General features: G+C 55.1%; 20 protein-coding genes. 4 read left to right on the top strand and 16 right to left on the bottom strand.

All coding sequences use genetic code 11. The features are described from left to right. Window positions 1-74 precede the first annotated feature (74 nt). Window positions 75-1,532: a serine hydrolase gene (locus AUQ41_RS06800; RefSeq protein WP_063087298.1), complete on the top strand. Its 1,458-nt coding sequence runs from the start codon at window positions 75-77 to the stop codon at window positions 1,530-1,532. An 18-nt stretch (window positions 1,533-1,550) separates the two neighbouring features. On the opposite strand, the gene chrA is transcribed toward AUQ41_RS06800, so the two are convergent. The 4 genes from chrA to AUQ41_RS06780 all read right to left on the bottom strand — a co-directional run bounded on the left by chrA (window position 1,551) and on the right by AUQ41_RS06780 (window position 5,747). Continuing rightward, entirely contained in the window at window positions 1,551-2,783 is a 1,233-nt protein-coding gene (gene chrA, locus AUQ41_RS06795) for a chromate efflux transporter (protein WP_063087990.1), read from the bottom strand. 202 nt (window positions 2,784-2,985) lie between these two features. Further along, the gene (locus AUQ41_RS06790) at window positions 2,986-4,461 is read right to left on the bottom strand and encodes an AMP nucleosidase (RefSeq protein ID WP_008891503.1); all 1,476 of its coding nucleotides are present in this window, start codon (window positions 4,459-4,461) and stop codon (window positions 2,986-2,988) included. A gap of 514 nt (window positions 4,462-4,975) precedes the next feature. Continuing rightward, entirely contained in the window at window positions 4,976-5,218 is a 243-nt protein-coding gene (locus tag AUQ41_RS06785) for a hypothetical protein (protein ID WP_063087297.1), read from the bottom strand. A gap of 1 nt (window position 5,219) precedes the next feature. Next, window positions 5,220-5,747: an RNA polymerase sigma factor gene (locus AUQ41_RS06780; protein WP_063087296.1), complete on the bottom strand. Its 528-nt coding sequence runs from the start codon at window positions 5,745-5,747 to the stop codon at window positions 5,220-5,222. Between the two features lie 344 nt (window positions 5,748-6,091). Here AUQ41_RS06780 and AUQ41_RS20670 point away from each other — a divergent pair, with 344 nt between their 5' ends. After that, on the top strand, window positions 6,092-6,301 hold the full coding sequence (locus tag AUQ41_RS20670; RefSeq protein ID WP_143588740.1) for a hypothetical protein: 210 nt from the start codon (window positions 6,092-6,094) through the stop codon (window positions 6,299-6,301). Window positions 6,302-6,377: 76 nt separating this feature from the next. Here the strand turns inward: AUQ41_RS20670 and AUQ41_RS06775 are convergent, their stop codons facing one another. Then, window positions 6,378-6,932, bottom strand: coding sequence for a YqaA family protein (locus AUQ41_RS06775; protein ID WP_232308324.1), 555 nt, complete (start codon window positions 6,930-6,932; stop codon window positions 6,378-6,380). 133 nt (window positions 6,933-7,065) lie between these two features. Then, window positions 7,066-7,521: a hypothetical protein gene (locus tag AUQ41_RS06770; RefSeq protein WP_063087294.1), complete on the bottom strand. Its 456-nt coding sequence runs from the start codon at window positions 7,519-7,521 to the stop codon at window positions 7,066-7,068. A 228-nt stretch (window positions 7,522-7,749) separates the two neighbouring features. Here AUQ41_RS06770 and AUQ41_RS06765 point away from each other — a divergent pair, with 228 nt between their 5' ends. Together AUQ41_RS06765 and AUQ41_RS06760 are read left to right on the top strand one after the other, a co-directional pair. Next, window positions 7,750-8,253, top strand: coding sequence for a Dps family protein (locus tag AUQ41_RS06765; RefSeq protein ID WP_063087293.1), 504 nt, complete (start codon window positions 7,750-7,752; stop codon window positions 8,251-8,253). A 76-nt stretch (window positions 8,254-8,329) separates the two neighbouring features. Continuing rightward, complete coding sequence (locus AUQ41_RS06760; protein ID WP_232308323.1) at window positions 8,330-9,712, top strand: diacylglycerol kinase family protein; 1,383 nt, start codon at window positions 8,330-8,332, stop codon at window positions 9,710-9,712. A gap of 57 nt (window positions 9,713-9,769) precedes the next feature. Here the strand turns inward: AUQ41_RS06760 and ftsY are convergent, their stop codons facing one another. The 10 genes from ftsY to AUQ41_RS06710 form a co-directional block, all read right to left on the bottom strand. After that, on the bottom strand, window positions 9,770-10,705 hold the full coding sequence (ftsY, locus tag AUQ41_RS06755) for a signal recognition particle-docking protein FtsY (RefSeq protein ID WP_008891495.1): 936 nt from the start codon (window positions 10,703-10,705) through the stop codon (window positions 9,770-9,772). Continuing rightward, window positions 10,702-11,949 (bottom strand): tRNA (N(6)-L-threonylcarbamoyladenosine(37)-C(2))-methylthiotransferase MtaB, encoded by a 1,248-nt coding sequence (gene mtaB, locus AUQ41_RS06750; protein ID WP_063087291.1) that lies wholly within the window; start codon window positions 11,947-11,949, stop codon window positions 10,702-10,704. The genes ftsY and mtaB overlap by 4 nt, the downstream gene beginning before the upstream one ends. A gap of 227 nt (window positions 11,950-12,176) precedes the next feature. After that, on the bottom strand, window positions 12,177-13,199 hold the full coding sequence (locus tag AUQ41_RS06745; RefSeq protein WP_063087290.1) for a diguanylate cyclase: 1,023 nt from the start codon (window positions 13,197-13,199) through the stop codon (window positions 12,177-12,179). A gap of 150 nt (window positions 13,200-13,349) precedes the next feature. After that, window positions 13,350-14,279, bottom strand: a complete 930-nt coding sequence (gene argB, locus AUQ41_RS06740; protein ID WP_008891492.1) for an acetylglutamate kinase — start codon at window positions 14,277-14,279, stop codon at window positions 13,350-13,352. Window positions 14,280-14,318: 39 nt separating this feature from the next. Next, a complete protein-coding gene (gene yihA / locus AUQ41_RS06735; RefSeq protein ID WP_008891491.1) occupies window positions 14,319-14,981 on the bottom strand; it encodes a ribosome biogenesis GTP-binding protein YihA/YsxC in 663 nt (220 codons plus the stop codon). 71 nt (window positions 14,982-15,052) lie between these two features. Continuing rightward, on the bottom strand, window positions 15,053-16,759 hold the full coding sequence (yidC, locus tag AUQ41_RS06730) for a membrane protein insertase YidC (RefSeq protein ID WP_063087289.1): 1,707 nt from the start codon (window positions 16,757-16,759) through the stop codon (window positions 15,053-15,055). A 45-nt stretch (window positions 16,760-16,804) separates the two neighbouring features. After that, window positions 16,805-17,113: a membrane protein insertion efficiency factor YidD gene (gene yidD, locus AUQ41_RS06725; RefSeq protein ID WP_008891489.1), complete on the bottom strand. Its 309-nt coding sequence runs from the start codon at window positions 17,111-17,113 to the stop codon at window positions 16,805-16,807. After that, on the bottom strand, window positions 17,110-17,571 hold the full coding sequence (gene rnpA / locus AUQ41_RS06720; RefSeq protein WP_063087288.1) for a ribonuclease P protein component: 462 nt from the start codon (window positions 17,569-17,571) through the stop codon (window positions 17,110-17,112). The genes yidD and rnpA overlap by 4 nt, the downstream gene beginning before the upstream one ends. A 4-nt stretch (window positions 17,572-17,575) precedes the next feature. Further along, on the bottom strand, window positions 17,576-17,710 hold the full coding sequence (gene rpmH / locus AUQ41_RS06715) for a 50S ribosomal protein L34 (RefSeq protein ID WP_007091264.1): 135 nt from the start codon (window positions 17,708-17,710) through the stop codon (window positions 17,576-17,578). 159 nt (window positions 17,711-17,869) lie between these two features. Continuing rightward, window positions 17,870-22,532: S-layer family protein (locus AUQ41_RS06710; protein WP_232308322.1), on the bottom strand; the 4,663-nt coding region annotated here is incomplete at its 5' end.

Here is a 22,532-nt window from a genome sequence, read left to right as displayed (position 1 = left end):
CGATGGCTTGACCTATCCGGCGAAGCAGGCGACCCTTCCCTCCCACACAAATCAAAAAGATTCAGGGAAGTGGAATGCATTTGATCAAAGCCATCTTTATCGGACTGGTATTGATCGGCATTTCCGTTCTTGCTGTCTTCTTCATCTGGCTGGCCCCGGTTGGGGCTGCCTATAGCGCCAAGATCATGTGCTCCGCCATCTTTGTCGATGGCCTGTCATCGACACGGGCGCGCGATGTTGATGTTCTTGCCGACAACAATGCCCTTTTATCCCTGATCACCACCAATGTGGATCTGCGCAACCAGACTGTCAGTGCGCATGCCTTCGGGTTCCGCAAACGGTTTGCCGTTTATCGCCCCAACCTTGGCTGCACGCTGGCAGACGATCTGGACCATGTCGCCCAGTTGCGCAATTCGACCCCGGTCATGCGACCGGTCACACCGCGTCCGCTTCTGACGACACCGCCACCCGCCAATGTTGACCGCCGGGCTCTTAACAACATCCTGTTTGACGTCATGGATGAGCCGGGCCTGCATCCGGAACGGCGGACACGCGCGGTGGTGATTTTGCATGATGGCGAGGTTGTCGCGGAACGCTATGCCGCGGGCATAACAGCCGACACACCGCTGCCCGGCTGGTCGATGACCAAAAGCGTTTTCAACGTCATCCTCGGTCGCATGCAGTTCGAAGGCATGATGCCCGACATCCAGGACCCGGTTCTGATCAACGAATGGCAGGCAGAGCCAAACGACCCGCGCGCAACCATCAATTACGATGATCTGCTTCGCATGCGAAGCGGGCTTGAGTTCGATGAAAGCTACGCCAATCCGCTATCGGATGTGGTGCAGATGCTGTTTATCGAACCTGCGGCGGCGGGTTATGCGGTATCCATGCCGCTGGAAAACACGCCGGGCAGTGATTTCGCCTATAATTCCGGGGCAAGCAACATCCTGTCAGCGGCCATTCGCAATCTGAGCGGGTCACGTTCGACCTATCTCAGCCGACCGACAGAACTTCTGTTCCGTCCGCTTGGCATGAGCAGTGCGGTGATCGAAACCGACCCGGAAGGCTATTTTATTGCCTCAAGCTTCATGCATGCATCCGCACGCGACTGGGCCAAGATCGGCCAGTTGTTCCTGCAAGACGGCGTGTGGGAGGGTGAACGCCTGCTGCCCGAAGGATGGGTCGGATATTCCACCAGCCCCGCCGCAGAAGACCCGTATGGTCTTTATGGCGCACATTGGTGGATTGATCTGCCCGGCAGCCGGAACGAGGATGGCACCCCCCGTAATGACGTGCCGCAGATCCCCGATGACGCCTATTTCGCGCTTGGTCATGATGGCCAGTCGCTTACCGTCATTCCGTCCAGAAATCTGGTGGTGGCGCGTTTCGGCGTCACCCGCAATTCCGGCGCGTTCAAGCTGCGTCAGTTCATTGCCGATCTGAGCGCCATTTTCCCGGCGACTTCAGATACCCCGGCGGATGCGCCGATCGGATCGGACGCCACAACGGCCGGGACAAATGACGGCTGATTGCGCCAGTTGGTGCAATCACAAAAGACCCGTCAGATAACCAACCACAGCACCAGCACCGACCACGGCCCAGACCGGGGCAATCCGCCATTGCAGGATTGCGAAAACCAAAATCACGCACCCGATATCAAAGATATCAAGATTGGCACCGGTCCAGATCGGGTCATACAACACCGCCGCCAAAAGGCCGACAACGGCGGCATTGACCCCCATCAATCCGGCCCGCATCGACGGGATATGCCGCACACGATCCCAGAAAGGCAAAAGTCCGACCACCAATAACCATGCCGGCAGGAAAATCGCGATCAATGTCACAAGGGATGTGGTGGCACTGACCCAAAGCCCTGTACCACCGGACCCGGTATGCAGGGCCGCCCCCAAATAGGCGGCAAAAGTAAAGATCGGACCGGGTACGGCCTGGGTTGCACCATATCCCGCAAGGAACGTTTCGGCATCCACCCAGCCCGGTGTCACCACAGCATTTTGCAACAGGGGCAAAACCACATGCCCGCCGCCAAACACCAGGGCACCACTGCGATAAAAGCCGTCAATCACGGCAAAAAGCCCGGTGGGATCAAGCTTTGCCAAAATGGGCAACAGAACAAGCAGAGCAAAAAATGCGCAAAGGGCCGCGACCGCCCCCTTGGCCGAGCGCCGCGCAGGGCCGGGATCGGCATCCGCGTCGACCCTGTCCCGCAGCAGCAAAAAGCCCGCCAGCATCCCGCCAAGGATGACGCCAAACTGCGCCATCACCGTTTCACTGGCAATCATGATCACCGCGGCCAAGACGGCAAGAATGGCACGGGGAACATCCGGACACAGGCTGCGCGCCATGCCAAGCAGCGCATGAAGGACAACCCCGACCGCGACCAGTTTGAGGCCGCGAATGATCCCCTCGACTGTGCCAAGATCAAATCCGACAAACGCCATGCCAAGGGCGGCCAATGCAATCGCGGATGGCATGGTAAATCCAAGCCAGGCGACCAGTGATCCGCGCAAACCACCAAGCGCCATGCCAATGCCCATACCGACCTGCGAACTGGCAGGCCCCGGCACGAACTGGCAAAGTGCCACCAGATCGGCATAGCGCGCATCACTCAGCCATTTGCGGCGCGCAACGAACTCTTCACGAAAATAGCCGATATGCGCAACCGGCCCGCCAAAACTGGTCAAGCCAAGACGCAGAAAGATCAGGAAGATTTGCCAAAGACCAACACCGCCAATCGGCAATGGAGGTGCTGGGTTATCCATCGGACTTTTTGTGGTTTTGTTTTGTGGCGTTGCGTTTGGCATATGATTGTCCTGCCCTACCCCTGATTTTGCCTGACCATACGCAATCGCACAAAGGCGGCAAAGCCAAAATCGGGACCACAGCCATTCGTCACAATTCCATAACAAAACCCCGCCTGTGGCGATCTGCCGCAGGCGGGGTTTTGGTTTGATCATTCACGCCTTAGCGGAAGGCTGGTTCGTCCAGGGAACGCAATTTGCGCGAATGGAGCTGATTGACGTCCTGACGGAGCGTATCAATCGTATCCAGACCCACCTGCAAATGCTGACCGATACGCTGGCGATAGAAATTGTTCGCCATGCCGGGCAGCTTCAATTCGCCATGAACCGGTTTGTCCGACACACACAAAAGCGTGCCATACGGTACGCGGAACCGGAAACCGTTGGCGGCAATGGTGGCACTTTCCATATCGACTGCGATCGCACGTGACTGGTTGAGGCGAACAAACAGTTCGCTATAACGCAGTTCCCAGTTCCGGTTATCGGTGGTTGCCACCGTGCCGGTCCGCATGCGGGCCTTCATTTCACGGCCCTTAAGGCCGGTGATTTTGGTGACCGAGTCAGCCAGGGCGACCTGCACCTCGGCAATTGGCGGCACCGGAATCCACAGCGGCAGGTCCGAATCAAGCACGTGATCGTCACGGACATAACCATGTGCCAAAACATAATCGCCAAGCAGCTGGCTACGCCGCAATCCGGCACAGTGCCCCAACATCAACCAGCAATGCGGCCGCAGAACGGCAATATGGTCGGTTGCCGTTTTGGCGTTCGACGGCCCCACACCGATATTGACCAGCGTGACACCAAGACCATCTTCGCGGATCAGGTGATAGGACGGCATTTGCGGCAGTTGCTTGACCGCTTCACCGCTTTCAACCCAGCCCTTCGGCGCGTTTTTGCGCACGCTGACTTTCGGCCCCGGCTCGACAAACGCGACGTAGGGGCTTTTCGGGTCATCAAGCTGTGCCTTGGCGAATTCGATGAATTCATCGACATAGCGCTGATAGTTGGTGAACAGAACGAACTTCTGGAAATGTTCGGGGGCTGTTGCCGTGTAGTGACGCAGGCGTGCCAGCGAATAATCCACACGTTCACCGGAAAACAGCGACAATGGCTTTGGCCCCGGGGTCGCGTTCGCACCGTAATGAACGCCATTGGCGATATCATCATCGGTCCGCGCCAGATCGGGCATATCAAAAATCAGCTGCATCGGGCGGATATCGTTCGGACCGATACTGTCGGTCGCCGTTTCAACCAGAAACGGCAACGGAATGGGACGGTCCGACACCCCCACCACGACCGGAACGTCGTGGTTTTTGAGCAGAAGTTCGATCTGCTCGCGGTAATATTCTTCAAACAGGTCGGGCCGGGTCAGGGTCGTTCCATAAACACCCGGATCGCGCGGTGCGCCAAATGACAGGGTGCTTTCGACATGCAGCTTTTCCGGCGGCACTTCAATGCCGAGATACGGATAATAGGCACGTATCGGGGAAGATTGCTGACCTTGACCGAAACGGTTAAAGGCCTCTTGGACGGCATTGGCACCGGTCGCATATATATCCTTGATGCGCGCAAGTGCCCGGTCGGCGTCCGTGAATTCAAACAGATCGCGTACCGATCCATGGACTTCTGAAACCATATTGGTTGCTCCTTTTTGTTATTGTTGTTTGGGTCTTTTGCCAGATCACGAAGCATAAAACAGCGACGGATCAATGACAAAACCCCTTGGAGCGAGAGATTTATCACCGCTCGCCCGGCTTCTGACAACCGAAAACTTTGCCATCACTTTCAATCCAGACGTCAAAACGCCTGATTTGTGGGTGTCGGAAAGTTTATAATTCGCACCTTTCCCGGCATTTTCAGAAACTTATGAAATATATGTCGGGTTTATTTTCAAAAATTCCAAATGACAGTTTTGAGGAGACCGTCATAACCCGCACGGGTTGCACGCAAAGCGGGCGACATGAAACGGCCGGTATTCTGAAAACAGGGCAAAAAAAATGCCGAAACCGGGGGACGGTTTCGGCAATTTCAGGGAAGGGCCTTAGACGTTGAGGGAAAAGACGATCAACCCTGATGTTCTGTATTTATATGACCAATGGTCATTTATGTCAATTCTATTTGATGCAAGATGAAGTTTTCTCACTTCCGCATCAATTCAGGACATCTGAATTATCCGCTATGCTCTGCAATCTTTTAAGCCGTCTGCGCACAGTATCCTCAGATGTCCACTGGTCACCACAGTCGGTAACTTCAAGCTTTTTGACAATTCTGGCAGCGCGCGGGTCACTCTCGACCAGGCTCTCGATGTCCTGTTTTTCTTCGTCGTCTTCAAGCGTCCCGCGTACATAGCCAAGAATGTGATCTTTGCCATATATCGCAAGAACCAGGCTCATATCATGCGGCCTCCGAGACATAACGTGATGCGTGTTCACGGGCTTCGATTCGACCAACCGATGCGCGCAGCTTGCGGCGTGCACGGCCAACACGGGATTTGACCGTCCCAATCTCGACACACATCTGTTCTGCAGCATCCTGATAGGACACATCATCAACAGCGGTCAGCATGATCGCCTCGCGCTCCTGGGCCGGCAGATCTTCAAGCACCCGGTCAGCATCACGAAGCTGCAAACGCGCCATCTGATTGCTGCCATGGCCATAGACGTCGCCAAGATCATCCCAGTCGACCTGCGGGCCACGCGTTTTTTCACGACGTTTTCCGGAAATGAACGTGTTGAACAGAATACGGTGCAACCAAGCCTTGAGGCTGGTGCCTTCTTCGAACTGGTCCTTTTTGCTGATGGCTTTCAACAGCGTGTCCTGGACCAGATCCTGAGCCATGTCGTTGCTGCCAGTCAGACGATATGCATGACGGCGCAGTGCAGGCACATGGTTTTCGATTTCGTTCATCACTTGTTCAGACATCACAACCTCCTTGTTCGGATGACCTGACCCTAACAAACGAAAATAAAATTTAAAGTAAAATCGTATGTTTCACTTAGGCAATACAAGTATGTCACCCAATATACATAGAAACATCAACTGACTTACTTAACTCTCATTAATCAACATGCTCAATATACCTTAGGAACTCATTATAATTACTTTACGTTACTTACGCCCATGACTTCAGTGATGTCGATTCAGCAAGATGGTTGTGTTACGGAGAAAACAGCGGTAACGTAAGTTACTCCAAAATTTTGGAACGCTTTGATTTTCAACGACTTCGGACGGTTTTAAGAACCTCTGAAATTTACAGGAAACCCCACGTGCCTACGTCGAAGAGAACAGAAAAGCTCCAGATCATGCTTGATGATGATGAATTGAAATTCATCGATGACTGGCGTTTTGATCATCGGATGCCGACCCGAGCAGCCGCAATCCGCGAGCTCATTCGTCGTGGCCTCGTCGCAGAAGACGTCGATGACCCCGATACCGAGGGTAAAAGCACCACCGATTTCCGCATCGAGACGGAATAAAAAATTTGATTTTCCCAAAAAAAAGACCCGGCGAACTGCCGGGTCTTTTTTATTTAGGCGTGTTTTCGGACCAGTTTCAGGTCGCATCTTGCCGTAAATCGGGTTTGCGCCCCTCGAAAATGCGGGCGATTCCTGCACCAAACCCCAAAACCAGCAACCACAATCCGTAATATCTGATCGCACGCGATGCCGTGATCGCAATCAGAAACAACCAGATCGGATAGGATGTCGCCCCTGCGGCCAGGGCAGCAAGCTGCATCGGGACCGGTGTAATACTGATCGCAAAGACCACCCAGAATCCGCCTTCGGCAAATCGGCCTTCCAGATCTTCGAATTCCTGCTGCCCGCCGACCAGATCAATAAGCGGCTGGGCAAGGTCATCAAACAAAACCCACGCCAAAAGATATAACGCCACCGCACCAAGCACACTGCCTGCCAGTGTTACGGATGCCACAATAAACCCGCGCGTCCGTGAAGCCGCCATGATCGGGGCAACGATGACTTCGATCGGAATCGGGATGATCGTGGTTTCAAGAAACGACGCGACAGAAATCCCCCCAAGTCCCTTGCGTCCCTCTGCAAGTTTGGCGAGGCGGGACTTGGCATATGCCAACCCGTTTTTTATGCGCATTCCTGTTTTTTGATTATCGCCCGACATATTCTAATCCTTGTTGGCGGTCCTGCCCCAAAACAAAAGCAGCCCGCCCGAAGCCGGGCGGGCTGCTAACCTCGGACGTCATCCGCCGAGTTCAGGTTGTGACGTCTTATTCGGCGGTCTGAGTATCCGAGATGGCCTTCTGCGCATCTTCAAGCGCATTTACAGTGTTGGCCTTTACATCTTCCCAGGTATCCGCAGATGCATCCTTGGCATTTTCAAGGGCATCGCTCAGCTCATCGCTTGCGCTGTCCCAGGCCTCAGCCATTTCTTCGACAGCATCTTCGCTGTCATCCTTAACTTCGGCAGAAACCTCGTCGTACTGTTCGCCAAGCTGTTTGGATTTGGCGTCAACCCAGGCAAGGAAGTCTTCTTTCTGCTCGAACGTAAAGTCTTTGGCTTCTTCGTACTGGGCTGCAATTTCGTTGCCCAGCTCATTGACGTCGGACTTCACTGCATCGTCGGTCGCCATGGTGTCCGAGCTGTCAGACCCGGCATAAGCCGGCGCCATTACAGAAACAGACATAAGTACAGTACCGATCATCAGCATATTCTTGTTCAACATCACAACCTCCTTATTAAACAAACACAGCACAATTACTTGCACGCTGCTTATCATTCACAACGGATGGTGCGAAAGAATGTTCCAATTGTGTTGATTTTATTTTCTGGAACCTTCTGGCGGAATGCACGTTTCATCTGCAAGCGCCCACAATACGAAACGGGGTACAGCGCAATAAAGAATGCGCAATCCGATTTCACGGGCACGCTGTAAACAAAAGGAGTTTTAGTTATGGCACATAGCAGTATGCAGACCATTGCGAAGGAAGTTCCCGTCGAGACTGGCGTGGACCGCAAGGATCGTCGCGAACTGGCGAAAATGCTGACCAAGATCGTTGGCTCGTCGCATGTACTGTATGCCAAAGTTCGTGGTGTTCACTGGAATGTGGTGGGTCCGGCTTTCTATTCGCTCCACAACATGACCGAGGAGCATTACGAGGACCTCAATACCGCCATTGATGATATGGCGGAACGCATCCGCGCCATCGGCTTTACGGCGCCAACGGGTCTCAGCGAGATGATGGAAAACTCGTCCATCAAGGATCAGACCAAACTTCTTTCGACCGAAGACATGGTCAAGGAACTGGTCGAGGATCACGAAAAAATGGCCCGCCTGCTCCGTGACGGGGTGGCTGCCGCCGAGGAAGTTGATGATGTGAAAACCGCCGACATGCTGACCGAGCGGATCGGTGTTCACGAAGAAGCAGCATGGATGCTGCGTGCAACGATCTCGTAATCATGCCAATATGATATGATGAACCGGCGCCTTCGGGTGCCGGTTCTTTTTTGTGCCCCCAAACCAACGGTACAGCATGATGAAAAGCTCTGATCTGACTGGCAAGGTCCACTTGCTGCTGACGAAGTCGAAACTCCCCGACGAGTGGCGTGATAACGGCGCACAGCCGCTGCGCAATGTGTTCGAAGATGCCGGTTACAAGACCGAGCTGACGCTGTGCGATAACCCTGACGTCATCAAGGAACAGATCAGCACCAGCTGTGCACCGGGCGATATCGTCGCGGTCGGCGGTGGTGATGGCACCATTAATGCGGTCCTTGATACCGTGATTTCGCAGAAGGTCGTTCTCATCCCGGTACCGCTTGGCACGGCAAACGATTTTGCCCGCACCCTGACATTGCCTGACGATCTGATTGATGCGGCGCGCGCATCCATCCACGGTCAGGTCAGAATGCTTGATATCGGCAGCGTGAATGACAAAAGCTTTATCAACGCGGCCAGCATTGGCGTACCCGCCGATGCGCGCAAACGCATCAATCCCGACCTCAAACGCACCTTGGGGGCCATCAGCTACGCGGTTGCCAACTGGCAAAGCTGGCATGAAATGGATCCGCTTGATCTGACCATCACGTGCGGCGAAGACGCCCCACAAGCTATGAAGCTGCGTCAGGTCACCATCACCAATGGCCGATATTTTGGCGGTGGATTGCGCCCTAGCGAAACCAAAAGCCCGGAAGACGGTCTTTTGCACATGTTTGCCATTCGCGACAGTGTCGACACGCTAAGTGGCCTTGATATCGCAGCCGAGCTGTTATTTGGCTCTGTCGATGACAGCAGCTATGCGACGTCAATTCAGTGCGACACAATCAAGGTCGATGGCGAAGACGGTGCGCCCATTCTGGCCGACGGCGAAATCATCGGCAAACTTCCGGCCAAATTTGCCATCCGTACCGCTGTTCTGCCAGTCTTTGCCCCCAACAGCTTCGTCGACGAGGTTATCAATGACGGGGAGGCAAAGACCAAAACCTTGCCCCAGCAGAACGAGATTAATGACGTCATGCGCGACACGATTGATTTCGCCGTACGTCTGGAGGCGATCTACCCTGTCGCACAGAACAGCGCGCTCAAATCACTTTGCCATGACGCGGCAGGCCATTTGCGCAGCCATGCCCGCCAGCTTGAACTGGGCGTGCGTCCCTTCGGGATCAATGCCGCCTCCCCCGACCCGGACCTTCAGAACCTTGAGGAGCTCCGCGACAAGGTCATGGGCTGGTTGCTGGGCAATGCCGACACACGCCTCGCCAATGGCCTGAAAGCACGGGCGGACACCCTGACAACGGAAATACACGCGATCTCGTTGGACAACCAACCGACTGAGGTCTCAAAGGCCCTCGACGGGCTGGCAACGGAAATGGTCGATTTTTCCAAAACGCTGGATCGTATCGCCAAGGATCTCTGAATTACAAAAAGACCGCCAAATGGCGGTCTTTTTTGGGCTTTATTTTGTATCTCTTGGTTAGTCTTCCAGACCAGCAAGACTTCTGGCAAAGGATTTGGCCTCGAACGGGCGCAGATCTTCAGCAGATTCACCCACACCAATCGCATGCACCGGCTTGCCGAACTTCTCGGCCAGTGCGACAACAACACCGCCCTTGGCTGTGCCATCAAGCTTGGTGACGATAAGACCCGACACATTGGTTGCCTGACCAAAGGTTTCGACCTGTGAGTGCGCGTTCTGGCCCGTGGTGGCATCCAGCACCAGAAGCGTGTCATGCGGTGCCGTTTCATCGCGCTTTTTAATCACCCGGACGATCTTTTTAAGCTCGTCCATCAGATGGGCCTTGTTTTGCAGGCGACCGGCGGTATCAATCAGCAACAGGTCATAACCTTCGCGCTGGGCCTGCTCGATCGCATCAAAGGCAAGGCCTGCGGCATCCGCACCCGTGTCACGTGCAATCACCGGGCAATCGGTGCGTTCACCCCAGACTTTAAGCTGCTCGACCGCAGCCGCGCGGAACGTATCGCCAGCTGCCATCATGACCTTGAGGCCCTGGTCCTTATAGGTCTTGGCAAGCTTGCCGATGGTCGTGGTTTTACCCGATCCGTTCACACCAACCACCAACACCACATGCGGTTTCTTGCTGGCATCAATCACCAGCGGCTGCGCGACCGGCTCAAGGATCTTGGCAACTTCTTCGGCGATGAATTCCTGGATTTCGGCGGAATCGACTTCCTTGTCAAACCGGGTCTTGGACAGTTCCGCGCTCAGTTTTGCGGCAGTTGTCACGCCAAGGTCGGATGTGATCAGAAGGTCTTCAAATTCTTCGAGCGCGTCATCATCAAGACGGCGCTTGGTGAAGATATCGGAAATGCCGGTGGTCAGTTTTGAGGAGGACCGTTTCAGCCCGTCTTTCAGGCGGCTAAACCAGCTTTTTTTCCCCTCTTCACTCATCCCGCAAGCTCCGCTATCAGTTTTCCATCTTCAAGGCCGGTGACTTTGGCCTTTGCTATCGTGCCCGCTTCTATCACGCGATCCAGCAGAACGGGAGCAAAATGCTCCGTATGGCCGGTATTTTCCTTTTCAACCAACACATTCTCGGTCATGCCGATGCGCGATTGCAGGAACTTGTTCAGCTGTATCTCGCCCGCTTCGCGAAGGGCACTTGCCCGTTCCTTGCGCAGGTCCTTGGGCACTTGCGGCATCTTGGCCGCCGGCGTTCCCGGGCGCGAGGAATACGGGAAGACATGCAGATAAATCAGGCCGCATTCATCAACCAGACGCAGGGTATTTTCCGCCATTTCATCGGTCTCGGTCGGGAAACCGGCAATGATATCAGCACCAAACGTCACATCCGGGCGCAGATCGCGGACCTTTTTACAAAAATCGACAACGTCCTGGCGCAGATGGCGGCGCTTCATGCGCTTAAGCACCATGTCGTCGCCTGCCTGCAGGCTGATATGCATATGCGGCATCAGGCGCGGTTCGGTTTCGATCAGACGAAACAGGTCTTCGTCCACCTCGACCGGGTCAATTGATGAAATGCGCAGACGCGGCAGTTCCGGCACCTGTGCCAGCAACCGGCGCGACATCTGCCCCAGTGTCGGCTTGCCGGGCAAATCATGGCCATAGGATGTGATATCGACCCCGGTCAGAACCACTTCGCCATAACCATTGGCCACCAGTTCACGGACCTGGGTAACGATTTCCCCCATCGGCACACTGCGCGAATTACCACGGCCATAGGGAATGATACAGAACGTGCAGCGATGGTCACAGCCATTCTGGACCTGCACAAAGGCGCGCGCGCGTCCCTCAAAGCCCGATACAAGATGGCTTGCGGTTTCTTCGACCGACATGATGTCATTGACCACGACGCGTTCATGTTCGGGCATCATGAAGGTTTCAGCCTTCATCTTGGCGTCGTTGCCAAAGATGCGATCAATCTCACCCATATTGGCGAACTTGTCGGGATTGACCTGAACAGCACAGCCGGTAACGAAGATTTTGGCGTCCGGGTTTTCGCGGCGCAGACGGCGGATGCTTTGACGTGCCTGACGTTCTGCCTCGGTCGTGACGGCACAGGTATTGATGATGATTGCATCATCAAGTCCGGCATTTTTGGCATGGTCGCGCATCACCTCGGATTCATAGGTGTTAAGGCGACAACCAAATGTGACGACGCGCGGCTCTTTCATGCTCGGACTTCTGCGATCCAAAGTTCGGTTTTGGGAATTATTCCGCCAGCGCAATTCAAAAAGGATGCTGCAAGTGCGGAACGCCCGGCAAGGACATTGATCCTTGCCGGGCGCTGGTTACATACGCTTTTGAACGCTTCAATGCAAGTCCGCGGCCCTCATGGCACACATGCATCGGGCGCGCAAATCATCGTCTGTCACTGATATCAAAGGTTGGAAAAGGCTGCTTACGCCGCGAAATTGCGGTTACGGCCTTCTTTTTTGGCCCGGTAAAGCGCGCCGTCGGCCCGGTCGATCAGTTTCGCGCCGCCTTCCTTGGCGACATATTGCGCAACACCAATCGATATGGTCATCTGACCAAACGAGACACCTGATTGCTTTGCCTTGATTTCACGTTCGGCAATGCGTTTGCTCATATCGTCTGCCAGTGACATGGCATCGACCAGGGGCGTCTGAGGCAGCAGGATGGCAAACTCGTCACCACCATAGCGCGCGACAACATCGCGCCCCTTGATATTGGCCTTCAACATCGACGCAATCAGGACAAGGATTTCATCCCCGATGCGGTGACCAAAGCGGTCATTGATCGCCTTGAACTGGTCAAGGTCGACAATCATCACACAGAATGGCTCGGGGTATTTTGACGAGTCGTGCTCTGCAACAAGCAGGTTGAGCTGTTCTTCGAAATACATCCGGTTGGAAACACGCGTCAGACCGTCGGTATAGGATCGTTCGCGGGTTTCTTCGAGTTCGCGTTGCAGCCGTTCGACCTTGCCAAGATACTGATCAAGGCGCTGATGCAGGCCTTCGACCGTATGTTGCATCTCGTCGGTCTTTTCGATGATCTCGCTTAGAACCGGGCTGACCTGCTGATGATCCTTAAGCGTCTCAAGAGATCGCGTCAGCAGCGCACCATAATCCTGAAACCCGCTTCGCGCGGTTGTCAGACATTCATCGCTGCTTTCAACAAGCTCGGAAAAATCTTCCATCCCGCGCTGCAGGAAATCTGCGGCCTGACGGTCAAAGATATAGCGGTAATACAGCTGAAGAAGCGTGTCCTCGGCCAAGGGTTCCCCACTGGCCTGCACAGCATCGATGACGCGCAGGATTTCGGGGTTTTCCTCGGCAAAATAGACAAACCAAACATGATACAGTTCGGGTGTCGGGCGCAGGCCGCGCTCACGCAACGCCTTAAGGGTCGCATCCGCAAAGTCCCAATGACGGGAAATCTGTTTTTCCGCTGTGGTCACAACGGGTGCTCCGGGCTTGTTTTCATTCGCAAAGACAATGCGTTATGCGCTTAATGCATACCGATTTGCCTCAACATACCCCAAATTGCCCTTCGGAGCCAGATATAGGTCGAAATAAACTAACCTAAAGTGGTGGTTTGTTATCGACCTTTAGTTACCTCTGATCATTGTGCCTGCACCGCGTTCGGTGAACAGTTCCAGCAAAACTGCATGTGGTGCGCGACCATCAACGATCACGGCGGCTTCGACCCCGTTTTCAACGGCATCCATGCAGGTTTCGGTTTTGGGAATCATTCCGCCCTGAATGGTGCCATCCGCAATCATTGCATTGATGTGGGCGGTGTCAGCGTCCCGTACAAGGTTCTTGTTCTGATCAAGGATCCCTTTTACGTCGGTCAGCATGTAAAGACGGCTGGCACCAACGGCCTTTGCAATCGCACCGGCAGCCGTATCGGCGTTGATATTATAGGTCTGACCGTCTTCACCAACGCCGATCGGCGAGATCACCGGAATAATGTCGGTATCGATAAAGCAATCAAGCACGTGCGGATCAACCTTCACCGGTTCGCCGACAAAGCCAAGATCAAGAACCTTCTCGATATTGCTTTCCGGATCACGTTTGGTCCGCGTCAGTTTGCGCGCGGTAATCAGGTTGGCATCCTTGCCGCACAGACCAACGCCAACGCCGCCTGCGGCATTGATGTTTGATACGATTTCCTTGTTGATCTTGCCGGCCAGAACCATTTCGACAACATCGATGGTCTGCTGATCGGTGACACGAAGGCCATCAACGAATTCCGACTGGATATTAAGCTGCTTGAGCATCTGGCCGATCTGCGGTCCGCCACCATGCACAACAATCGGGTTCATGCCGACCTGTTTGAGCAACACCATGTCCTGGGCAAACAAACGCGCCAGTTCAGGATCACCCATGGCATGGCCGCCATACTTGACGACTATTTTCTGGCCGTTAAAGCGGCGCATAAAGGGAAGAGCCTCGGAAAGCACCTGGGCACGTGCCAGCATGCGATATGCGCTGGCTTCCGATTGGTCTTCTTCAGAACGGGTTTGGTCGTTCATGTCACTTCCCCATATTGTCGCTTTATGTGCCTGCCGGGATCAAAGCAGGGTGGATATTTCTGCCCGCAATTCGGCAAGGCCGGTATTCTTCTCGCTTGAAGTCGCAAAAATCTGCGGCAGGGCTGCCGGGTGTTTGATCAACCCGTCGACCACTTCCTTGATGCGTTTTTCAAGCTGTCCCTTTTTTAACTTGTCTGCCTTGGTCAGCACAACCTGATAAGGCACAGCAGCCTCATCAAGCAGCTTCATCATATCCAGATCAGCCTTCTTGAAGCCATGTCTGGAATCAATCAAAACAAACACACGGCGCAGCGTTACACGCCCGCGCAGGTATTGTTTGATCAAAGCATGCCACGTATCAACGATATCCTTGGGTGCCTGGGCAAAGCCATAGCCCGGCAAATCCACGATATAGCATGCACCATCAAGATCGAAATAGTTCAACTGCTGGGTCCGGCCCGGCGTGTTTGACGTACGCGCAATGTCCTTACGGCCGGTGATCGCGTTGATCAGGCTGGACTTGCCGACGTTTGAACGCCCGGCAAAACAGATTTCTGTTTTGTCTTCCGGCGGCAGTTGTTCGAGCTGTGCGACGCCAAGAACGAAGTTAACCGGGCGGCTAAAAAGCTTCCGCCCGGCTTCGATCACTGAGTCTTCATGCGTCGGTATTGCAGTTGCCGACGGCAGGTTTTCTTGTGTCATCGTCTTTCCTTCCCCGATCTGTCGGGGATGCTCCCCGAAGGGAAGGTCAACCCGTGAAGGGTAGATGGGGATTAAATCCCCATCTTGTACATGATGTAGCGCTGCTGTGCGATGGACAGCAGGTTGTTCCACGCCCAGTAAATCACCAGACCTGCCGGGAAGCTTGCCAGCATGAAGGTAAAGATGAACGGCAGGAACATCATGATCTTCGCCTGGGTCGGATCAGCCGGCGCCGGGTTCAGTTTCTGCTGCAGATACATGGTCACACCCATGATCAACGGCCAGACACCAATCATCAGCATCTGCGGCGGATCCCACGGGATCAAACCGAACAGGTTAAACAGCGAGGTCGGATCGGGTGCCGACAAATCCTGAATCCAGCCAAAGAACGGCGCATGGCGCATCTCAATGCTGACAAACAGAACTTTATACAGCGCAAAGAAGACCGGGATCTGCACAATGATCGGCAGACAGCCCGAAGCCGGGTTGATCTTCTCACGCTTGTAAAGCGCCATCATTTCCTGCTGCTGACGCTGACGGTCGTCCTTGAACTTCTCGCGCATCTCGGTGATTTGCGGCTGCAGCTTTTTCATCGCACTCATCGATTTGTACGACTTGTTGGCCAGCGGGAACATGATCGCCTTGATGATCACGGTGATGATCAGGATCGAGACGCCAAAGTTGCCAACCAGATGATAGAGATACTGCAGGAACAGGAAGAACGGCTTGGTTAGGAAGTAGAACCAGCCAAAGTCAATCGCGAGATCGAAGTTGGTGATCCCGTAATCCTCGGCATAGGTATCAAGCAGGGTCACTTCCTTGGCACCAGCAAACAGGCGCGTCTCGGCAGCGCCTTCGCTACCGGCCGCAATCGTGCGCGGGGCACCAAGGTAATCGGTCTGATACTTGTCGGCGTTTTCCGCAACATGGTGGCTAAAGCGCGTGGTCATTTCCTCGTCCGAGGAAGGCGCCAACGCAACCAGCCAATATTTGTCGGTAATGCCAAGCCAGCCACCGGTGGTTTTCTGTTCGATCGCACCGTCATCCGCCAGATCGTCATAGTCGATCTCGGTGAGCGTACCGTCGATCACGCCAAGCGGACCTTCGTGCAGGATATAGAACCCGGCAGTCTGCGGCTTGTTCTTGCGCGAAATCAGGCCATAGGGATACAGAACGACATCGCCGCCGGTATTGTTGACCACCGACTGGTTGACGGTGAACAGATAGTTCTCGTCAATCGCGATTTCACGTTTGAAGGTCAGGCCTTCACCATTGTCCCAGGTCAGGGTGACCGGGCTGTCTGGTGTCAGCAATTCTTTATCAGCAGTCCACTGGGTGTCGCTGCTTGGCAGTGCCATACCGCTTTTCGCACCGACCCAGCCGAACTCTGCGAAATAGGCATCGTTGCTGCCGGTCGGGTTCAGAACGTGGATCAGCGGGCTGTCAGGTTCTTCGGTCTCGCGGTAATCCTGAAGCTGAATGTCGTCGATCACACCGCCGACAAGACGAATCGAACCTTCGACACGCGGGGTATCAATCTTGATTCGTGGCGATTTGGCCAGCGCGTCTTCGCGCTTAACAGCCGGAACAGTGGGTTGACCACCCGGTACGGCCGGACCGGATACCTGCGGCGCGTTGGTTCCGTCCGCATTAAGCTGTTCGCGAACCTGCGCTTCACGAACCTGAGGACCAGGCTCGGGCGCAAAGAAGAATTGCCACCCGATAAGAATCACAACTGCTGATGCAATTGCTACCCACAGGTTACGTTGTTCGTTCATCGCCTCTTTCCGCTTTTTTCAGCCAGCAGGTGCCGACCGCATATTCTATTTACATGACGAAAGCGCCGGGGACCGGTTTTCACCATCCGACGACGCTTTGTTCTGTTCACAGCCACATCCGGGCACGGGATCATAACCATGACCACCCCATGGATGGCAACGCATTATCCGTTTAAATCCCATCCAGCCGCCTTTTAATGCACCATGACGGGCCAATGCTTCGAGCATAAAAGCCGAACAGGTCGGCTGATAACGGCACGACCACCCGATATATGGCGACAAAAACAGCTGATAGCCGCGAACTGCGACTTGAAGAAGACGGGCAAAAAAACCGGGAGCACGCATGAATGTCATTTTCCCGGGCCTCCTGCCTTCGTCGAACCGGCTGACTTGCTGTTAGCGCGTCCTTTTTTCGGACGACGCGCATCAGGCGCAGACGGCTTGGCATCAGGAACCCGACGCAGGGCAAAACGCATATCATCAATCAGCTTGTCAAAAGGCCGATCAATGGTCTGCGCACGACCGATCACAACATAATCCCAACCGGGCAATGCGTGTTCGCTCATCAATTGCTCTGCCACAGCACGCAAACGCCGCCGAACGCGATTGCGGACGACGGCCTTTCCCACCTTTTTGGTGACGGTAAACCCGACTCGTACGAGTCGGTCTTCACCGGCGTATTCTGTGTCCGGTTTGATCCCCGGCCGCGGTGCGCCCTGCAGGATCAATCCCTGTGTAACCCATTTCCGGCGGGTGCCCGCAACACGGAGAAACTCCGCCCGCTTTTTAAGGCGTTCCACCGAAACGGTCACGACATTAGGCCGACAGACGCTTGCGGCCCTTGGCGCGGCGTGCGGTCAGCACACGGCGGCCACCGACGGTCGCGCTGCGGGAACGGAAGCCGTGGCGGCGTTTCCGTACGAGTTTGCTTGGCTGGTAGGTGCGCTTCACTGCACTTACTCCGTTCTAAATAAGGTAATCCGATAAAATTCGAGGTCCGCTGTATAGGGCTTCATACCAGAGCTGTCAACTCGTGACAGGGCATTTACCCCCAGAAAACCGGCAATGCCGCCGGGATTTCGTCCCGACGGCATCCGAAATGCGAATTCGTCACCACTCGATACGTTCGACATTGGAGAATGTCAACTCGGAACCGTCAGAAAACACGATTGTTCCCGACGAATCGGTGGACAGTTCAAGGGAGTGTCCCTTGCTTTTGGTAATCTCGCCCTCATCAAGGACAAGGGTCCAGTCGCTCGAGTCGATATTGCTTCCACCGGCCCCGTGCAATTCAATGGTATCGGTGGTCCATCCGTTGGCACCGCCATCCACATGATCATTGCCATCGCCCATGTTGAAGATGAACAGGTCCGACCCACCCCCGCCATAGAGGCTGTCATCGCCAATACCGCCGATCAGGGTGTCATCCCCCTCACCGCCCAGCAAGATGTCATTGCCAGCCCCACCAAGCAGCATGTCACTGCCTGCACCACCCAGAAGGCGGTCATTGCCGTCACCACCATCAAGGCTGTCGTCACCACCGCCGCCATCAAGCGTATCGTTGCCAGCACCGCCACTGAACGTGTCTTCGCCCCAACCGGCGCTCAAGGTGTCGTCCCCGGCACCGCCGTCAAACACGTTGTCACCGCCATCCGCATTGAGGATATCGTTGCCATCGCCGCCATAGAAGGTGTCATCGCCCCACGCGCCGTGGATCGAATCATCACCACCACCGCCCCAGACGGTGTTGTGGCCGCTCCCGGCATCAATGCTGTCATTGCCATCTCCAGCCGAAATGGTGTCCTTGTCGCTGCCGGTGGTGATGCTGTCATCCCCACTGCCTGTATCGATGGTATTGCGGCCTTCGCCAGCGGTAATGGTGTTATTGCCATCGCCGGCATCAATCACATCGTCGCCCGATCCGGTCATGATGCTGTCATCACCGATCCCGGATGCGATGGTGTTTTTGCCCTCGCCGACATTTATATAGTTGTCACCATCCCCGGCACTGATGGTGTCGTTGCCACTTCCGGCCAGGATGCTGTCATCTCCCGACCCGGTCGTGATCTCGTTCCGACCTTCACCAGCACTGACATAGTTGTCGCCATCACCGCCCAGAATGGTGTCGTCACCACTTCCGGCATAGAGGCTGTCATTACCGGCGCCAGTTTCGATATAGTTTTGGCCTTCACTGGCATAAACAATGTTGTCACCGGCACTGGACCTGATCGTGTCACGGTCGCTGCCACCTGTAATATAGTCATTGCCGGTGCCGCCATCGATGGTGTTGCGACCTTCGCCCCCGTGCAGGGTATCGTTGCCACCACCGCCATAGATCGTATCGTTACCACCATCACCGGTGACGCTGTCATCGCCATCCCCGGCATAGACCACGTCATCACCATTGCCAGCCCAGATCGTATCGTTCCCGGCATTGGTGCTGATGGTGTCATCCCCATCATTGCCGCCAACCGTGTCGTTCCCGGATCCGGTTTCAATCACGCCATCATCGTTCGGGTCCCAGATGACTTCGTCGTCGTCCTGAACGGGATCAAAGGTCACTTCAAGGATGGCTGTGGTAGTTGCTGTATCGTCGCCATCGCGCGACTGGACCGAAACAGTCAGCTCAAACGTGCCGGCATAATCACTGGCCGCCGAAATGGTCAGGCCCGACAGCTGTGCCGATGTCAGCGTCCAGGTGCCGTCGCCATTGTCGGTACCGGCCGACAAGGTCGCGCCCTCTGGCACGCCACTGACGGTAACCGTCAAGGTCTCGCTCGCATCCGTGACCGCAGCGTCAATATCAAGCGCAACGGCGGTTCCTTCATCGCCACTGGCATCCTCGACTTCAAGGGTCGGGGTATCCGCCACACCGGCAACATTCACCGTGATCGTATCACTCACACTGCTGGTATCGCTGCCATCGGTCGAGGTCACCGTGACCGCAAGGTCAAACGCGCCGGAATAGTCATCCGAAGGCGTAATTGTCAGGCCTTCAAGGTCGCCAGCACTCAGCGTCCAGGTGCCATCGCCATTGTTGGTACCGGCCGAAAGGCTCGCCCCGTCTGGCACGCCGGACACCGTAATCGTCATGGTTTCAGAGCTGTCACTCAGCCCGGCATCAATGGCAAGCGCGATGTCCGTGTCTTCGTTGCCAGAAATATCGGACACATCAAGGCTTGGCGTATCCGCCACACCGCCAACATCCACTGTAATGGTATCGCTAATCGTCGAGGTATCTGTGCCATCGGTCGAGGTCACAGTGACATCCAGATCAAACGCGCCTGAATAATCCTCCGCCGGTGTCAATGTCAGCCCTGCAAGGTCTGCCGCTGCCAAACTCCAGGTCCCATCACCGTTATTGGTACCCGCAGACAGGCGCGCACCTTCCGGGACACCCGAAATTGTCACCGACAGCACTTCCGATGCATCGGAAAGCCCCGCCTCGATATCAAGCGCAATATCACTGTCTTCCGAACCCGACGCATCCGACACATCCAATGTCGGCGTATCGGCAACCCCGGCAACATCGACCGTGATCGTGTCACTTACACTTGCAATATCCTCGCCATCGGCAGAGGTCGCCGTAACACGCAAATCGAACGACCCGCTGAAATCCTCAGCCGGGGTCACAGTCAAACCGTCAAGCTGCTCAGGGTTCAACGTCCATGTGCCATCACCGTTATCGGTACCTGCCGACAAGGTTGCACCTTCCGGAACGCCAGAGATCGTCACCGTCAGCGTTTCAGAACTGTCTGTAAGACCTGCATCAAGATTGAGCGTGATCGCTGAATCTTCGTTGCCAGATGCATTACTGACATCCAGCGTCGGTGCATCCGCAACACCAGTCACGTCAACCGTAATAGAACCGGTCGTGGTCGCAACGTCTTCGCCATCCGCAGAAGTTGCCGTCACGCCGAGGTCGAAGGAACCGCTGAAGTTCTCAGGCGGCGTGATTGTCAAACCATCAAGCTGCTCAGAGCTTAGAGTCCATGTGCTGTCACCATTATCGGTTCCAGCCGACAAGGCGGAACCTTCTGGAACGCCGCTGATGGTCACAGTCAGTGATTCACTTGAATCCGTAAGACCAGCATCGATATCGAGTGTGATCGCACTATCTTCAGAACCGCTTGCATTTGCGACATCAAGTGTCGGCGCATCGGCAACACCGGCAACGTCAACCATGACGGTGTCGGTAACCGATGCGATATCAATCCCGTCCTGCGTGCTGGCGGTAATTTCGAGATCAAAACTGCCACTGAAGTCGGACGGGGGCGTAACGCTGAGACCTTCGAGTTTATCACTGCTAAGAGTCCAGGTGCCATCACCATTGTCTGTCCCGGCCGATAGCGTCGCGCCTTCTGGCACACCGCTAATCGTTATGGTCAGCGTTTCACTCGAATCCGCCAAACCAGCGTCAATGTTCAAGGCAATGGCGCCGTCTTCATTGCCGCTTGCGTCGGAAACATCCAACGTCGGTGCATCCGCAACGCCAGTGACGTCAACCGTAATAGAACCGGTCGCGGTCGCAACGTCTTCGCCATCTGCGGAAGTTGCCGTCACACCGAGATCGAACGAACCACTGAAATCATCGGGCGGTGTGATTGTGAGACCTGCTAGCTGATCCGAATTCAACGTCCAAGTTCCATCACCGTTGTCGGTACCAGCCGACAAGGTCCCGCCGTTCGGAACGCCGGAGATGGTAACTATCAGAGTCTCGTTGGCATCCGTCAGCCCGGCGTCGATGTTCAGCGCAATGGCACTGTCCTCAGATCCGCTTGCATCGCTGACGTCGAGCGTCGGTGCATCGGCAACGCCAGTAACATCGACGGTGATGCTGTCGGTGGCAGCCGCAACATCCGAACCGTCAGCCGAGGTTGCAGTAACCCCAAGATCGAACGAGCCGCTGAAATCACCGGGCGGCGTGATAGTCAAACCTGCAAGCTGCTCAGAGCTCAGCGTCCACGTGCCGTCACCATTATCATTACCGGCCGACAAGGTCGCGCCGTCCGGGACTCCGGAAATGGTCACGTTCAGTGTTTCGGAACTATCCGTGAGGCCCGCATCTATGCTGAGCGCAATCGCACCATCTTCGTTACCCGATGCATCCGACACATCCAGTGTCGGCGCATCTGCGACACCGGTAACCTCGACGGTAATTGTGCTATTGCCACCACTGGAACCACGCGTCAGACGGATCGGATCGGCGGTAGAAGCGACAGACTCTCCGTCTCTTGATTGCGCAACCACCTTAAGATCAAACGAACCGCTGTAGTTTTCCGGTGGTGTGATCGTCAATCCGGACAGGTCATCGGCATCAAGTGTCCAGGTACCATCACCGTTGTCTGTGCCAGCCGACAATTCCGCACCATCGGGCACGCCACTGACGATGACACTCAGTACCTCACTGGGATCCGTCAGCGCGGCATCAATATCAAGGGCAATTGCAGTGTCTTCAAGGCCTTGGGTATCAGAAACGTCAAGCGTCGGTCGGTCTGCAACCCCCTCGACATCAACAATAATTGTCTCACTGCTGCTGGCGATATCAGATCCGTCGGCAGATTGCGCCGTTACCTCAAGATCAAACGAGCCGCTATAGTTTTGCGGTGCCCGAACTCTCAGTCCATCGAGTTGATCCGGGCTTAGCGTCCAGGATCCATCACCGTTATTCGTACCTGCGGTCAGGGTTGCACCGTCTGGAACGCCAGAGATTGTCACAGACAGAATTTCACTCGAGTCCGTAAGGCCTGCATCGATATCAAGCGCAATGGGC

Source organism: Thalassospira sp. MCCC 1A02898, assembly GCF_001618185.1.
GTDB lineage: Bacteria > Pseudomonadota > Alphaproteobacteria > Rhodospirillales > Thalassospiraceae > Thalassospira > Thalassospira tepidiphila.
This window is presented reverse-complemented; position numbering and strand designations above follow the sequence as displayed.

What these genes read in the sequence shown, in the direction of transcription:
- AUQ41_RS06775 (WP_232308324.1), bottom strand. Translation starts at nt 6,932, where the DNA reads ATGCGCATAAAAAACGGGTTGGCATATGCCAAGTCCCGCCTCGCCAAA.
- mtaB (WP_063087291.1), bottom strand. Translation starts at nt 11,949, where the DNA reads ATGAAAGAGCCGCGCGTCGTCACATTTGGTTGTCGCCTTAACACCTAT.
- ftsY (WP_008891495.1), bottom strand. Translation starts at nt 10,705, where the DNA reads ATGAGTGAAGAGGGGAAAAAAAGCTGGTTTAGCCGCCTGAAAGACGGG.
- AUQ41_RS06790 (WP_008891503.1), bottom strand. Translation starts at nt 4,461, where the DNA reads ATGGTTTCAGAAGTCCATGGATCGGTACGCGATCTGTTTGAATTCACG.
- AUQ41_RS06800 (WP_063087298.1), top strand. Translation starts at nt 75, where the DNA reads ATGCATTTGATCAAAGCCATCTTTATCGGACTGGTATTGATCGGCATT.
- AUQ41_RS06770 (WP_063087294.1), bottom strand. Translation starts at nt 7,521, where the DNA reads ATGTTGAACAAGAATATGCTGATGATCGGTACTGTACTTATGTCTGTT.
- AUQ41_RS06765 (WP_063087293.1), top strand. Translation starts at nt 7,750, where the DNA reads ATGGCACATAGCAGTATGCAGACCATTGCGAAGGAAGTTCCCGTCGAG.
- argB (WP_008891492.1), bottom strand. Translation starts at nt 14,279, where the DNA reads ATGAACGACCAAACCCGTTCTGAAGAAGACCAATCGGAAGCCAGCGCA.
- AUQ41_RS06785 (WP_063087297.1), bottom strand. Translation starts at nt 5,218, where the DNA reads ATGAGCCTGGTTCTTGCGATATATGGCAAAGATCACATTCTTGGCTAT.
- AUQ41_RS06760 (WP_232308323.1), top strand. Translation starts at nt 8,330, where the DNA reads ATGATGAAAAGCTCTGATCTGACTGGCAAGGTCCACTTGCTGCTGACG.
- chrA (WP_063087990.1), bottom strand. Translation starts at nt 2,783, where the DNA reads ATGGATAACCCAGCACCTCCATTGCCGATTGGCGGTGTTGGTCTTTGG.
- yidD (WP_008891489.1), bottom strand. Translation starts at nt 17,113, where the DNA reads ATGACATTCATGCGTGCTCCCGGTTTTTTTGCCCGTCTTCTTCAAGTC.
- yihA (WP_008891491.1), bottom strand. Translation starts at nt 14,981, where the DNA reads ATGACACAAGAAAACCTGCCGTCGGCAACTGCAATACCGACGCATGAA.
- yidC (WP_063087289.1), bottom strand. Translation starts at nt 16,759, where the DNA reads ATGAACGAACAACGTAACCTGTGGGTAGCAATTGCATCAGCAGTTGTG.
- AUQ41_RS06780 (WP_063087296.1), bottom strand. Translation starts at nt 5,747, where the DNA reads ATGTCTGAACAAGTGATGAACGAAATCGAAAACCATGTGCCTGCACTG.